Source organism: Bradyrhizobium sp. LTSPM299, from assembly GCF_000938235.1.
In the GTDB taxonomy this organism is placed as follows: Bacteria; Pseudomonadota; Alphaproteobacteria; order Rhizobiales; family Xanthobacteraceae; genus Bradyrhizobium.
This window is the reverse complement of sequence record NZ_JYMU01000006.1, coordinates 478395-491550: the sequence shown is the minus strand read 5'-3', so window position 1 is coordinate 491550 and position 13156 is coordinate 478395. Positions and strand designations below refer to the sequence as shown.

15 protein-coding genes are annotated in these 13156 nt (G+C 64.4%); 13 read left to right on the top strand and 2 right to left on the bottom strand.

The features are described 5' to 3' along the window. The first annotated feature begins 5 nt into the window (after nucleotides 1-5). From UP10_RS03475 to UP10_RS03430, 10 genes are all read left to right on the top strand, one after another. Complete coding sequence (locus UP10_RS03475) at nucleotides 6-416, top strand: DUF2000 family protein (RefSeq protein WP_044585955.1); 411 nt, start codon at nucleotides 6-8, stop codon at nucleotides 414-416. Nucleotides 417-531: 115 nt separating this feature from the next. Beyond that, entirely contained in the window at nucleotides 532-1257 is a 726-nt protein-coding gene (locus UP10_RS03470; protein ID WP_082076966.1) for a TetR/AcrR family transcriptional regulator, read from the top strand. Beyond that, a complete protein-coding gene (locus UP10_RS03465; protein WP_044585953.1) occupies nucleotides 1254-2039 on the top strand; it encodes an HlyD family secretion protein in 786 nt (261 codons plus the stop codon). Before UP10_RS03470 ends, UP10_RS03465 begins: the two co-directional genes overlap by 4 nt. Next, nucleotides 2036-2992, top strand: a complete 957-nt coding sequence (locus tag UP10_RS03460) for an ABC transporter ATP-binding protein (RefSeq protein ID WP_044585952.1) — start codon at nucleotides 2036-2038, stop codon at nucleotides 2990-2992. Before UP10_RS03465 ends, UP10_RS03460 begins: the two co-directional genes overlap by 4 nt. Further along, nucleotides 2989-4152 carry an ABC transporter permease gene (locus UP10_RS03455; protein ID WP_044585951.1) on the top strand — a complete coding sequence of 388 codons (1164 nt, stop codon included), beginning with the start codon at nucleotides 2989-2991 and terminating at the stop codon, nucleotides 4150-4152. Before UP10_RS03460 ends, UP10_RS03455 begins: the two co-directional genes overlap by 4 nt. Before the next feature lie 106 nt (nucleotides 4153-4258). Further along, entirely contained in the window at nucleotides 4259-5572 is a 1314-nt protein-coding gene (locus UP10_RS03450; protein WP_044585950.1) for an adenylate/guanylate cyclase domain-containing protein, read from the top strand. Between the two features lie 51 nt (nucleotides 5573-5623). Beyond that, complete coding sequence (locus tag UP10_RS03445) at nucleotides 5624-6352, top strand: GntR family transcriptional regulator (RefSeq protein ID WP_044585949.1); 729 nt, start codon at nucleotides 5624-5626, stop codon at nucleotides 6350-6352. A gap of 55 nt (nucleotides 6353-6407) precedes the next feature. Next, complete coding sequence (locus UP10_RS03440) at nucleotides 6408-7655, top strand: MFS transporter (RefSeq protein ID WP_044585948.1); 1248 nt, start codon at nucleotides 6408-6410, stop codon at nucleotides 7653-7655. A gap of 15 nt (nucleotides 7656-7670) precedes the next feature. Then, entirely contained in the window at nucleotides 7671-8573 is a 903-nt protein-coding gene (locus tag UP10_RS03435; RefSeq protein WP_044585947.1) for an amidohydrolase family protein, read from the top strand. A gap of 105 nt (nucleotides 8574-8678) precedes the next feature. Next, nucleotides 8679-9596 (top strand): PhzF family phenazine biosynthesis protein, encoded by a 918-nt coding sequence (locus UP10_RS03430; RefSeq protein ID WP_044585946.1) that lies wholly within the window; start codon nucleotides 8679-8681, stop codon nucleotides 9594-9596. Nucleotides 9597-9695: 99 nt separating this feature from the next. Here UP10_RS03430 and UP10_RS03425 read toward each other — a convergent pair whose 3' ends face one another. Continuing rightward, complete coding sequence (locus UP10_RS03425; RefSeq protein ID WP_044585945.1) at nucleotides 9696-10157, bottom strand: DUF488 domain-containing protein; 462 nt, start codon at nucleotides 10155-10157, stop codon at nucleotides 9696-9698. A 10-nt stretch (nucleotides 10158-10167) separates the two neighbouring features. Beyond that, complete coding sequence (locus tag UP10_RS03420) at nucleotides 10168-11007, bottom strand: DUF72 domain-containing protein (RefSeq protein ID WP_156179634.1); 840 nt, start codon at nucleotides 11005-11007, stop codon at nucleotides 10168-10170. Between the two features lie 128 nt (nucleotides 11008-11135). On the opposite strand from UP10_RS03420, the gene UP10_RS03415 reads away from it, so the two are divergent. The 3 genes from UP10_RS03415 to UP10_RS03405 all read left to right on the top strand — a co-directional run bounded on the left by UP10_RS03415 (nucleotide 11136) and on the right by UP10_RS03405 (nucleotide 13152). Beyond that, nucleotides 11136-11492, top strand: coding sequence for a hypothetical protein (locus UP10_RS03415; protein WP_044585944.1), 357 nt, complete (start codon nucleotides 11136-11138; stop codon nucleotides 11490-11492). 70 nt (nucleotides 11493-11562) lie between these two features. Further along, on the top strand, nucleotides 11563-11766 hold the full coding sequence (locus UP10_RS03410; RefSeq protein ID WP_044541441.1) for a hypothetical protein: 204 nt from the start codon (nucleotides 11563-11565) through the stop codon (nucleotides 11764-11766). Nucleotides 11767-12018: 252 nt separating this feature from the next. Beyond that, the gene (locus tag UP10_RS03405; RefSeq protein ID WP_044586167.1) at nucleotides 12019-13152 is read left to right on the top strand and encodes a glycosyltransferase family 2 protein; all 1134 of its coding nucleotides are present in this window, start codon (nucleotides 12019-12021) and stop codon (nucleotides 13150-13152) included. The last annotated feature ends 4 nt before the right edge of the window (nucleotides 13153-13156 follow it).

Below are 13156 nucleotides of genomic sequence, written 5' to 3'. Positions count from 1 at the left end.
GCGCCATGCAATTCGACACCAAGATCGCGGTCGTGATCCGCACCGATTTGGAAGTCTGGCAGAAGCTCAACGTCGCGGCCTTTCTGTCAGGTGGTATCGCGGCCACCTTTCCCGAATGCATCGGCGAGAATTACGAGGACGGTTCGGGCACAAAATACCTGTCCCTGATCGGCCAGCCGATCCTGGTCTACGGCGCCGACCGCGCCGCGCTGTCGCGGGCGCTTGAACGCGCGCTGGCGCGCAACGTGAAGCCTGCGCTCTACACCGAGGACATGTTCAGGACCACGCATGATGCCGCCAATCGCGCGGTGGTCCGGGCGGTCGCGCGTGCCGATCTCAACCTCGTCGGCCTTGCCATCCGTGCCGAGCGCAAGGTGGTCGACAAGATCGTCGACGGGCTGAAGTTTCACAGCTAACGGGCCGTGGCGGCAGGCGCGAGCGGGTGCTCGACACAACTGGAACATTCCGCACCCTGGCGAGTTTTCTCCCTAATCGCATTGACAATGACTGACTAGTCAGTCATGAATTTGCATGGCAAAACGCACAGATATATCGACCCGCACCTCGCCCGCAGGGGGCCGGACAACCATCCGGGCTGCTGCCACCAAGACCCCAAAAGTGGTCTCGCCGAAGCGATCCGACACCAGGCCGGCGGCGAACCGTGCCGAGAAGTCGGCGGAGCGGCGGGCGGCGATTGTGGAAGCGGCGATGGACGAGTTCATCGCGCGCGGCTTTGCCGCGACCCGGCTCGACGACGTGGCGAAACGGGCCGGCGTCGCCAAGGGCACGCTCTACCTGCACTTCAAGGACAAAGAGTCGATGTTCGAGGAGTTGATCCGCACCGCGCTCGTGCCTCTGATCGATCGCATGGCCGCGCCGCCCCCGATCACCGGCCCGGTGCGCGACGCGGTCGAGCGGTTCGCCGAGACCTTTATCCGCGAGATCGTCGCGACGCGGCGCGGCGACATCATCCGGCTGATTGTCGCGGAGGGCCCGCGCTTTCCCGCGATCGCCGATTTCTATTTCCGCGAGGTGGTGTCGAAGGGACTGGCCGCCATGGGCGCGCTGATCCAGCTCGCGATTACACGGGGCGAAATCCGGCAGCGGGAGCTCGCACAATTCCCCCAGCTCGTCGTCGCGCCGGCGATCGTCGCGGTGATCTGGCAGAGCCTGTTTGCCAGGCACGCGCCGCTCGACGGGGTCGCGATGTTCAAGGTTCATCTCGACCTGATCTTCGGCGAACGGAGGACAACATGACCTCGTCGCGCATGATGAAGCTGGTGACGATGTTTGCGCTGGCGGCGGCTCTCGCCGGCTGCAAGGAGAAGCGGGATCCCGGATTCCAGGGCTGGGTCGAGGCCGACATGATCTTCGTCAGCCCGGACGAGTCCGGCCGCGTCGTCAAGCTGAACGTGCGCGAGGGCGACGAGATCAAGCCTGGCGATCTGATTTATTCCGTCGATGACGATCTGCAGAAGGCCGATCTAAACCAGAACAACGCGACGCTGGCGAATGCGCAGCAGACCTATGACCGCGCGGCCTCCTTGCGGGGCACCGGCGCCGGTACCCAGGCCAATCTGGATTCCGCCGTCTCGGCGCTGCGCGTCGCGGAAGCCCGCGTCAACACCTCGCAGACCCGGCTCGACCGCCGCAAGGGTTTTGCGCCGATCGCGGGCGCGATCCAGCAGATCTATTTCCGCGAAGGCGAGATGGTTCAGGCGCAGCGACCGGTGCTGTCGATCATGCCGCCCGGCAACATGAAGCTGCGCTTCTTCGTACCGGAAACCGAGCTGCCGAAGCTTGCGATCGGCGACGAGGTGAAGGTCACCTGCGACAATTGCGCTGCCGATCTCGCCGCAAAAATCTATTTCATCGCCACCACGGCCGAATATACCCCGCCCGTGATCTACAGCCTCGATGAGCGCAACAAGCTGGTCTATCTGATCCAGGCGCGGCCGAGCCGGCCCGATGCCTTGCGCGTCGGACAGCCGATCAGCGTCTATCTCCACGCCAGGACGCCGCTGGCGGACCGCAGATGAACGGCGCTTCGGCCAGTGCGCGGTCCAACTCATCTGGCATCGCCATCGATGTGAAGGGGCTGTCGAAATCGTTCAGCGGGCGCGAGGTGGTTCATGACCTGTCGATGCAGGTCAAGCGCGGCTCGATCTACGGCTTCCTCGGCCCCAACGGCAGCGGCAAGACCACGACCATCCGCATGCTTTGCGGCCTGCTCACGCCTGACAGCGGAGAGGGCACCTGCCTCGGCTACGACATCCGGCGCGACGCCGACAAGATCAAGCGCAGGGTCGGCTACATGACGCAGCGCTTCAGCCTGTACCAGGATCTCTCGGTGCGCGAGAACCTCGAATTCGTCGCGCGGGTCTATGGTCTGCCTGACGCGCGCGGCGCCGCGCGCGACATGATCGCGCGGATCGGCCTCAATGGCCGCGAGGAGCAACTCGCCGGCAATCTCTCCGGCGGCTGGAAGCAACGGCTCGCGCTCGGCGCCTGCACGCTGCCCAATCCGGAATTGCTGCTGCTGGACGAGCCGACCGCCGGCGTCGATCCCAAGGCGCGGCGCGATTTCTGGAACGAGATCCACGGGCTCGCCGCCGAGGGCCTCACCGTGCTGGTCTCCACCCACTACATGGACGAGGCCGAGCGCTGTCACGAGATCGCTTATATCGCCTACGGCCATCTCTTGGTGCACGGTACGGTGGACGAGGTGATCGCAAGCTCCGCGCTATCGACCTACACGGTGACTGGCACGGACCTCAATGCATTGCAGACCGAGCTGAACGGCAAGCCCGGCATCGACATGGTGGCGCCGTTCGGTACCAGCCTGCACGTCTCCGGCCGCGACAAGGCCGCGCTGGAGGCGAGCGTCGCGCCGTATCGCAACGGCGCAAAATGGCACTGGCATGCCAGCGAACCGTCGCTCGAAGACGTCTTCATCGACCTGATGGGCCGCTCTACGGATAATTTTCGATGAGCACGACCGATTCCATTCAACCCCGAGAGACGAGGGAGCCGGCGTTCGGTTTCTGGCGGCGCAGCTATGCGATGCTGATCAAGGAGTTCATCCAGCTTCGCCGCGACCGGGTCTCGTTTGCGATGATTATCATGCTGCCGGTGATGCAGCTCACGTTGTTCGGGTACGCCATCAACACCACGCCGCGCAATCTGCCGACCGCGGTGCTGATGCAGGAGGACTCCGATCTCGGCCGCTCGATCCTGAAGGCGATGGAGAACACCGCCTATTTCCACTTCACCCGCGAGGTCCATACCGTCGAGGAGTTCGACGACCTGCTGCAATCCGGAAAGGTGCTGTTCGGCGTCGAGATCCCGCGCGGCTTCGAGCGCGCGGTGCGGCGCGGCGACAAGCCGGCGCTTTTGGTTGCGGCCGATGCCACCGATCCGGTGGCGGCCGGATCGGCGCTCGGCGCGCTCGGACCGCTGGTGCAATCGGCGCTGGCGCACGATCTGCATATCGGCGATCCCCCCGAAATGCCGTTCGAAATCCGCGCCCATGCCCGCTACAACCCGGCGGCGGACTCGCGGCTCAACATCGTGCCCGGCCTGGTCGGGACCATTTTGACCATGACCATGCTGATCTTCACCGCGCTCTCGGTGACGCGCGAGATCGAGCGCGGCACGATGGAGAGCCTGCTGTCGATGCCGATCAGGCCGGTCGAGGTGATGTTCGGCAAGATCATTCCTTACGTGATGGTCGGTTTCATCCAGGCCACGCTGATTATCGGCATCGGCGTCTTGCTGTTCGGCGTGCCGATCCTCGGCAGCCTCACGCTGCTGGCGCTGCTGACCACGCTGTTCATCACCACCAATCTGTCGATCGGCTACACGTTCTCGACCATCGTGCAGAACCAGCTGCAGGCGATGCAGCTTTCGATGATGTTCTTCCTGCCGAGCATCCTGCTCTCCGGCTTCATGTTTCCGTTCGCGGGCATGCCAGTCTGGGCGCAATATATCGGCGAGGGCCTGCCGCTGACCCATTTTGTGCGCATCGTCCGCGCCATCATGCTGAAGGGCGCGGGCATGCAGAATTTGCAATACGACACGATCGCGCTGGCTGCCCTGATGCTGCTCGCCATGACCATCGCCGTGACGCGCTTCCGCCGTACGCTTGATTGAGGCTATGATGGAGACCAATGTCATTCCGGGATGGTGCGTAGTACCAGACCCGGAATCTCGAGATTCCGGGTTCGCTTCGCGCCCCGGAATGACTGGGGCGGGGGCGATGGCTGGATTCTGGAGCAAAGGCACGACGCAGCACGACTCGACCGTATCCGCCGACTTCCATCACGCGCTGATGCAGCAGGTGATGAGCACAGAGCTACTCCGCATCAAGGCGCTGATCGGCACGGCAGCCCTGCTTGAAGCCACCGGCCTGGTCGTCTATTTCTTCGCGCCGCAGGTGGTCAGCCGCGCCTGGCACGGTAATCTCAGCCCCGTCTACCTCGTCTACATCACCGGGCTGCTCATTCTGTTCGAACTCTGGGTGCATGGGGCGATCACCCGGCATATGCGCAAGGGACTCGACCTGCCGGTGATCCGCCGCTACATCGGTGTGCTGGTCGAGACATCGCTGCCGACCGTTGTGCTGGCGCTGCACATCCGCAGCATGGGCTCGGAGCAGGCGCTCGGCTTCGTGGCGCCGCTGGTCTATTTCGTCTTCATCATCCTCTCGACGCTGCGGCTCGACTTCTGGCTGTCGACCTTCACCGGCTTCGTTGCAGCGGCGGAACTGTTTTACATGGCGGTGTTCTTCCATCCGGCGGGCAGCGGCGCGCCGGAGCCGAATATCTACTATCACGCCTCGCGCAGCGCGATCATCCTGATCTGCGGCGTTCTCGCCGGCGCCGTCGGCACGCAGTTGCGGCGGCAGTTCGCGGCCAGTATCGCGGCAGCCACCGCGCGCGACCGCATCACCAATCTGTTCGGCCAGCATGTCTCGCCGCAGGTGGTCGAGCGGTTGATGGCGGAGGGCGCCTCGACCGAGAGCGACATCCGCCGCGTCGCCGTGATGTTCGTCGACTTCCGCAGTTTCACCGCGGGCGCCCGCACCCGCTCGCCGCAGGAGGTGGTTGACAGGCTCGACGGCGCCTTTGCGGTGCTGGTCGACATCCTCGATCGCCATGGCGGCATCGTGAACAAGTTCCTCGGCGACGGCTTTCTGGCGCTGTTCGGTGCGCCCTTCGAGTCCGGCGATGCCGCCCATCACGCGGTCGCCGCCGCGCGCGAAATGCTCGCGGCCAATGAGCGCGCTAACGTCGCCTCGAGCTGGCCGCTGCGCATCGGCATCGGCATCCATGTCGGCGAGGTGGTCGCCGGCAATATCGGCTCGCCCCGCCGCAAGGAATACACCGTGATCGGCGACACCGTAAATTTTGCAGCGCGGCTGGAGGCGCTGAACAAGGACCTCGGCTCGCAATTCCTGATTTCGTCCGCGGTGCGCGATGCGCTCGGCGACGACTGCACGGACGCGGTTTCGCGCGGCGAGGTGCCGGTGAGGGGTTACGACCAACCGGTTCCGGTCTGGCAACTAGGATAGGGTATTATAGTAGTTATTGACGCGAATTCCTATATTCATATAGATGACTAAATGAACTCAGCCGTCGACAGCCGCCTGCCGCGCTACCAGCGTCTTCGCGACGATCTGGCCGCGCGCATCAACCGCAACGAATGGCGTCCGGGCGATCCGATCCCGTCTGAGGTCGAGCTCGGCGCGCATTACGGCGTCGCGATCGGCACCGTGCGCAAGGCGATCGATCAGCTCGTCAGCGACGGCGCGCTGGAGCGCCAGCAGGGCCGCGGCACCTTCGTGCGCCGTGCGCGGTTCAACTCCTCGATGTTTCGCTTCTTCCGCTTCCAGTCCGAAAGCGGCGAGCGCCGCGTGCCGCAGAGCCGCATCCTGCGGCGGAAATCCGTGCCGGCGACCTCGGCCGTCGCGTCGGCGTTGCGGATTGCCGTCGGCGAGCCCGTCATCAGCCTGTCGCGCCTGCGCCTGATCGACGATGTCCCGCTGCTGGCCGAGGAGATCTGGCTGCAGAAGTCGCGCTTCGAGGCGATCCTTGCGCTCGATACCGCCGAATTCGGCGATCTGCTGTATCCGCTCTATGAGAACAGCTGCGGCCAAATCGTGGTCTCGGCCGACGAAATCCTCACCGTCGAGATCGCGACCGAGATGCAATCCCGCCTGCTGCGGCTGGAGGCCCATGCGCCGCTGATCGTGATCGAGCGCCTCGCCTTCGATCTCGAACGGCGGCCGATCGAGTGGCGCCGCTCGCGCGGGCCGGCGGACCGCTTCCGCTACCACGCCGAGATCAGGTGAGCGCGGCAAGCACAACATAAGAAATCAACGACAAAACAAATCACGGGGAGAGACAATGGCAAACTGGTACAGCGAATGCTCGCCGCTCGAACGGCGCACGTTCTGGGCAAGTTTTGGCGGCTGGGGCCTCGATGCGCTCGACGTCCAGATGTTCAGCCTCGCGATTCCGGCGCTGATCGCAGCGTTCGGAATCAGCAAGGCGGACGCTGGCCTGCTCGGCTCAGTCACCCTGTTCTTCGGTGCGTTCGGCGGTTGGATGGGCGGTGCGCTCGGCGATCGCTTCGGCCGGGTGAAGGCATTGCAAATCACGGTTGCGACCTTCGCGCTGGCGACCTTCGCCTCCGCCTTTGCGATGACCTACACCCAGCTCGTGATCCTGAAGGCGATCCAGGGCATCGGCTTCGGCGCCGAATGGGCCTGCGGCGCGGTGCTGATGGCCGAGATCATCCGCGCCGAGCACCGCGGCAAGGCGCTCGGCGCCGTGCAGAGCGCCTGGGCGGTCGGCTGGGGTGTTGCGGTGCTGCTCTCCGCGCTGGTGTTCACCTACGCGCCATCAGACATTGGCTGGCGCATCCTGTTCGCGGTGGGCCTGGTGCCGGCGCTGCTCATCCTCTACATCCGCCGCGGACTGAAGGAGCCGCCGCGCGCAGCACCAAGCGAGGCTGCGCCGCCGTTCTTCGCCACGCTTGCGGGAATCTTCCAGCGCGACGTGTTGCGCGCCACGCTGATCGGCGGCCTGTTCGGCATCGGCGCCCATGGCGGCTACGCGGCATTGACGACGTTCCTGCCGACTTATCTGCGCGAGGTGCGGCATCTCTCTGTGCTCGGCTCGAGCGCCTATCTCGCCGTGATCATCGTTGCCTTCTTCTGCGGCTGCGTGGTCTCAGGCATCATCAGCGACCGGCTCGGGCGCCGCGCCAACGCGGCGTTATTTGCGGCGGCCTGCGTCGTGACCGTGCTGGTCTATATCTTCGCGCCGCTGACCGACGGGCAGATGCTGGTGCTCGGCTTTCCACTGGGCTTCTTCTCGGCCGGCATCCCCGCCAGCATGGCCGCGCTGTTCAGCGAGCTCTATCCGGCCGGCGTACGCGGCACCGGCGTCGGCTTCTGTTACAATTTCGGCCGCATCATCTCCGCGGCATTTCCGTTCCTGGTCGGCTTCCTCAGCGATCACATCGGCCTCGGCCCGGCGATCGGGATCGACGCCGCCTTTGCCTATTCGCTGGTGTTGCTCGCCGTGCTGATGCTGCCGGAAACCCGCGGCAAGGTTTTTGAGCAGGCCGCAATCGGTACGCACGCGTGATGATGAGGGGCGAAGATGTCATCGTACGAACATGGTATGACGCGGCGCCGGTTTGCCGCGGGATTTGTCGCCGCTCTGTCGGCAACCGGCTTGAGCGGAGCCATGGCTGAAGTGGTGAGCCCGCGCATGTCGATCGATACCCACGCCCACGTCTTTCACCGGGGGCTGAAGCTCGCGCCGGGCCGGCGCTATGCGCCGGACTATGACGCGCCGCTCGATCTCTATCTGAAGCAGCTCGACCAGAACGGCATCACCAACGGCGTGTTGGTGCAGCCGAGCTTCCTCGGCACAGACAATTCCTATCTGGTCGAGTGCCTGAAGGCGACCAACGGCCGCTTGCGCGGCATCGCCGTGGTCGATCCCGCGGTCTCACCCGATGAGCTGCGTGCGCTCGACCGCGCCGGCGTGGTCGGCATCCGCCTCAATCTGGTTGGTCAGCCGCTTCCCGATCTGGCGCTGCCGGAGTGGAAGGCGCTGCTTGCACAGGTCAAGGCGCTCGGCTGGCAGGTCGAGGTACAGCGGAACGCCAGCGATCTTGCCGTATTCGCACCGAAACTCCTCGATCACGGCGTGAATGTCGTGCTCGATCATTATGCGCTGCCGGATCCGAAACTCGGCGTCAGCGATCCCGGCTTCCAGTCCGTCCTCAAGCTCGGCGCGTCGCGAAGAGTCTGGGTCAAGATTTCGGCGCCCTATCGCAACGGTGCTGATGGCGAGCAATTCGCGAAACAGGCCTATCCGCTGCTGCGCGCGGCCTACGGTGTCGAGCGGCTGTTGTGGGGTAGCGATTGGCCGCATACCCAGTTCGAGGCGAAGGAGAGCTACACGAAGAACCGGAAATTTCTCGACGAGCTTGTCACCGATGCCGATGAACGCGCGCGCGTGCTCGCGTCGCCGCGCGAGCTGTTTCGATTCTAGCTCGCGCACGATTGCACCGAATGCTCTGAAGAGCGTCCTTGCGGCCGTGTTACGATGGCTGCGATCCGGTCGATGACGGCCGGCCTGGGTAAGAGGATACGACCAATGCAGCGGCGCTACATCACTGTCGACGTATTCACCGACCGGGCTTTTGGTGGCAACCCGCTCGGCGTGGTGCTCGACGCCGGCGGGCTGTCGACGGCGCAGATGCAGGCGATCGCCACCGAGTTCAATTATTCCGAGACGACCTTCGTGCTGCCGCCGCAAGATTCCGCCAACGACGCCCAGGTTCGCATCTTCACGGTGCGCTCCGAAATTCCGTTCGCGGGCCATCCGAACGTCGGCACCGGCTTTGTGCTGGCAACGCAGGCGGCAAAGGCGCCGGCGCGGCTGAGGTTCGAGGAGAAGGCAGGGCTCGTGCCGGTCGAAATACTGTCCGACCAAGGCAACGTCAGCGGCGCCGAGCTGACGGCGCCGCAGGCGCTGCAGCGGATGAACGAGGTGAGCGCGGCCGAGGCGGCAGCCTTGCTCTCGCTGTCGGTGAGCGACGTGAAGACCGATCGTCATGCGCCGCAGGTCGTCTCGGTCGGCTTGCCGTTCCTGGTGGTTGAGATCGCCTCGCGCGAGGCGGTGAGGCGTGCCAAGCCGGATGCTGCGGCGTTCGCCGAGGCGTTGCCGCGCATCGGGCGTGACGTCATCTATTTCTACACCCGCGACGTTCCGGCGAACGAACAGCCGCTCGATCTGCAGGCGCGTATGTTCCATCCGGGCGCGAGCGGCATCTCCGAAGATCCCGCCACCGGCAGCGCGACCGCGGCCTGCGCGGCGCTGCTCGCCGACATCGATGCCGCACGTGATGGCGAATTGCGTCTGCGGATCGGGCAGGGCGTCGACATGGGCCGACCGAGCCTGTTGCTGACGCGGGTGCGCAAACAGAGTGGTGCCATCACATCGGTGCATGTCGGCGGCGGCTGCGTGAAGATGATGGAGGGGATGCTCAACGTGTCGGGTGAGGGGAGCTAGAGCGTTTTCGAGCGAAGTGGACACCGGTTCGCGTCAAGAAAACGCGTCAAAACAAGAATCCAGAGCTTCGGTTCTGATTCAATCAGAACCGAAAGTGCTCTAGGCCTGCGGCGCCGCCAGATTCTCGATCCTTGCGCCGTCGCGGTCCTCGATGATCTCCGCGATCCATTGCCGGTGGCAGTGCGAATGGTCGCGCTCGTAGCAGAGGATGCAGACCGGGCCGGATGTCTTGAACAGCGACGACAGCTCGTCGAGCTCCTCTTTGGCCTGCGTCGTCTTGAGGTGGGCCGAATAGATCTTGTGCAGGAGCTCGTATTGCCCGCTGCGCGCCGCCTCGCGGCCGTTCTTCGGCGTGCCCAGGCCGCGCAGGTGCAGGTAGGCGATTCCGCGCTCATCGAGGCCGGCGGCGAGCTGGCTCTTGGAAAAACCCGGCCGCCGCGACGACGCGATCGCGCGCACGTCGACCAGCAGCTTGACGCCGGCCTGTTGCAGCTCGTCGAGCACCGCCTTCGACGGCGTCTGCTCGTAGCCGATGGTGAACAGCTTCTTCGCCTTCGCCATCGCTACCCCACTATTTCACGCGTTCGATCAATTCCATCGCACCGGCCGGCGCGCGGATCTTGCCTTCGTGAATCACGTAAGCGAACACGTCGCGCGGCGCCTTCTTCGGCTTGGTCTTGTCGACCCGCGGCAGGTCGTCCGGCTCGTTGCCGCCGGCCCAGTCCTGAAAACGCTTGGCCCAGGCATCGAGCTGCTTCGGCGGATAGCAGGTCTTCAGCTCGTCATTGCCCTTCTGCAGCCGCGCATAGACGAAGTCGCTGACGACGTCGGCAATCGCCGGATATTTGCCGTGCTCGGCGTACACCACGGGCGTCTCGAATTCGCGCAGGAGCGTGACGAATTCGGGGACGCAGAAACTATCATGCCTGACCTCGACCACATGGCGTAGCGCGCGGCCGTCGAGTTTGCGCGGCAACAGTTCGAGGAACTTGCCGAAATCAGCGCCGTCGAACTTCTTGGTCGGCGCGAACTGCCACAGCACCGGCCCAAGCCGGTCCTTCAGTTCCAGCACGCCCGAATCATAGAACCGCTTCACGGAATCGCCGGCCTCGGCCAGCACGCGGCGGTTGGTGGCAAAACGCGGGCCCTTCAGCGAGAAGATGAAGCCGTCGGGCACTTCGCCGGCCCATTTGCGAAAGCTTTCCGGCTTCTGCGAACCGTAATAGGTACCGTTGATCTCGATAGAGGTCAGCTTCGACGCCGCGTAGGCGAGCTCTTTCGCCTGCGTGAGCTTCTCCGGATAGAACACTCCGCGCCACGGCTCGAAGGTCCAGCCGCCGATGCCGATATGGATGCTGCCTGCGTCTGTTGTTGTCGGTTTGTTGGGGGCTTTGGCCACGACTGCACTCATCGCGAGGAAGGAACGAGGGTGAGAGTAGTCAAAATAATCGTGATTGGCCAGTTTGCCAGAATTGCATGGCTGGGAGCTTATCGTTGGCGTCGGTCTTCGCTAGGATGCCGCAAAACGGGAGAAACCAAATGCGTATGCTGATTGCGGCCATCCTCATGATTACGTCCTCCGCCGCGATGGCTGATGAGGTCGACGCTGCACACAAGCTGGCGATCAGCGGCAGGGACGATTACTGGAATTGCCTCGCCCGCGAATATCCCCGCGACAGCAACAAGGCGATGTCCGACCAGGAGTTCACGTCGATGATCGCTTCGGTCTGTGCCTCGGAGCGGCAGAATTTCCGGGTGTCGCTGATCGACTTCCTGTCGCTGCAGTTTCCCAAGGAAGAGGCCGACGCGCATCTTTCGACCGCCAATCGCGCCATCGAGCTTGCGCAAAAGGACATCGTGACCGCCTTCGTCCGGCGCCGGGCCGCGGCCAAATAGGCCTCCAGATCCTGTTGCGGCTGGCCGATTTTTGATATCAATCCGCGCACAGGCAAGGGGACGGTCCGGCATGAATTCACAATCGACGGCAGGCTTTTTGGGCGCAGTGGTCGCGGCCATCGTGCTGGCGGCGGCGTTCATCTATGGACCGTCGCCGAGCCAGATCCGCAATCCGGCCAAATCGGCCACGGTGCAAGCGGCCCCCGCCGCCGAGGCTGCTCCCGCGGCCCCCGCTCCGCGCGGCCCGGTGATCCGCGAAGTCCCGAACAATTAGCGCCATCAGCAGGTAGCCTCTTGCGGACCGCCTGATGGCTTCCTATCTAGTCTCCAACGGTGACGTTGCAGCTTTAAAGGGCTCCGGCGCCGGGACGACCACGAATGGTTGGCTGCGCCGGATGTACGCGCGCCCCTTGTTCGTGGTCGTTGGCATTTTTGGGGTATTTTGCCCCGTTTTCCCGCCTTCCGAGAGCTGTTTCGGCTTGCCCGCCTTGGCAGCGCGGGAGGCTGCCGCTATACGCTGGCGCTCATGAATGACGCCATCAAGCCGGGCCCCGAAACCCCGTCGCAGGCCGCTGGTTTGCCGCAACTTTCGGTCGTCGTCCCGACCTTCAACGAACGAGACAATGTCACGGTGCTTTACCGGCGGCTCGACGCGACACTGAAGGACGTGCCCTGGGAAGTCATCTTCGTCGACGACAATTCGCCTGACGGCACCTGGGACGTGGTGCGCGGCCTGGCGCGGCAGGATTCGCGCGTGCGCTGCATCCGCCGGGTCGGCCGGCGCGGCCTGTCCGGCGCCTGCATCGAGGGTATCCTGGCCTCGAGCGCGCCCTATGCGGCCGTGATCGACGCCGACCTGCAGCACGACGAGACCCAGCTCCCGAAGATGGTCGCGCTGCTGCAGAGCGGCGAGGCTGAGCTCGTGGTCGGCAGCCGCTATATCGAGGGCTACGTTGCGGAGGGCTTCAACAAGCAGCGCGCCGGCGCCAGCGCCGTCGCCACCGAGATCGCGCGGCGTGCGCTCAAGGTCGAGATCGCCGATCCCATGAGCGGGTTCTTCATGATCCGCCGCGACCGCTTCGAGCAGCTTGCGCCGCAGCTGTCGACGCAGGGCTTCAAGATCCTGCTCGACGTGGTGGCGACCGCGCAGGGCAAGCTGCGCGCAGTCGAGATTCCCTACACTTTTGGCGCCCGGCAGCATGGCGAGAGCAAGCTTGATTCCATGGTCGCGTTCGACTTCCTCGGCCTCGTGCTGGCGAAGCTGACACATGACGTGATCTCGCTGCGCTTCCTGCTGTTCGCGATGGTCGGTGCGATCGGCCTACTGGTGCATTTTGCCGTGCTGTTCATCGCGCTGGAAATGTTCGGCGTGTCGTTCCCGGAAGCGCAGGCCTATGGCGCGATCGTCGCCATGACCAGCAACTTCATCCTCAACAACTTCCTGACCTACCGCGACCAGCGGCTGAAGGGCCTTGCGATCGTGCGCGGACTGCTGCTGTTCTATCTCGTCTGCAGTGTCGGGCTGATGGCCAATGTCGGCGTCGCGTTCTCGGTCTACGACAAGGAGCCGATCTGGTGGCTGGCGGGTTCTGCCGGCGCGCTGATGGGCGTGGTCTGGAACTACGCGATGTCCGGGCTGTTCGTCTGGCGCAGGCGATGATTTC

Bases quoted from the DNA above. Each gene is read 5' to 3' on its own strand.
- UP10_RS03430 (WP_044585946.1), top strand. From the start codon at position 8,679: ATGCAGCGGCGCTACATCACTGTCGACGTATTCACCGACCGGGCTTTT.
- UP10_RS03460 (WP_044585952.1), top strand. From the start codon at position 2,036: ATGAACGGCGCTTCGGCCAGTGCGCGGTCCAACTCATCTGGCATCGCC.
- UP10_RS03440 (WP_044585948.1), top strand. From the start codon at position 6,408: ATGGCAAACTGGTACAGCGAATGCTCGCCGCTCGAACGGCGCACGTTC.
- UP10_RS03425 (WP_044585945.1), bottom strand. From the start codon at position 10,157: ATGGCGAAGGCGAAGAAGCTGTTCACCATCGGCTACGAGCAGACGCCG.
- UP10_RS03475 (WP_044585955.1), top strand. From the start codon at position 6: ATGCAATTCGACACCAAGATCGCGGTCGTGATCCGCACCGATTTGGAA.
- UP10_RS03445 (WP_044585949.1), top strand. From the start codon at position 5,624: ATGAACTCAGCCGTCGACAGCCGCCTGCCGCGCTACCAGCGTCTTCGC.
- UP10_RS03465 (WP_044585953.1), top strand. From the start codon at position 1,254: ATGACCTCGTCGCGCATGATGAAGCTGGTGACGATGTTTGCGCTGGCG.
- UP10_RS03410 (WP_044541441.1), top strand. From the start codon at position 11,563: ATGAATTCACAATCGACGGCAGGCTTTTTGGGCGCAGTGGTCGCGGCC.
- UP10_RS03470 (WP_082076966.1), top strand. From the start codon at position 532: ATGGCAAAACGCACAGATATATCGACCCGCACCTCGCCCGCAGGGGGC.
- UP10_RS03405 (WP_044586167.1), top strand. From the start codon at position 12,019: ATGAATGACGCCATCAAGCCGGGCCCCGAAACCCCGTCGCAGGCCGCT.
- UP10_RS03415 (WP_044585944.1), top strand. From the start codon at position 11,136: ATGCGTATGCTGATTGCGGCCATCCTCATGATTACGTCCTCCGCCGCG.
- UP10_RS03420 (WP_156179634.1), bottom strand. From the start codon at position 11,007: ATGAGTGCAGTCGTGGCCAAAGCCCCCAACAAACCGACAACAACAGAC.
- UP10_RS03450 (WP_044585950.1), top strand. From the start codon at position 4,259: ATGGCTGGATTCTGGAGCAAAGGCACGACGCAGCACGACTCGACCGTA.
- UP10_RS03435 (WP_044585947.1), top strand. From the start codon at position 7,671: ATGTCATCGTACGAACATGGTATGACGCGGCGCCGGTTTGCCGCGGGA.
- UP10_RS03455 (WP_044585951.1), top strand. From the start codon at position 2,989: ATGAGCACGACCGATTCCATTCAACCCCGAGAGACGAGGGAGCCGGCG.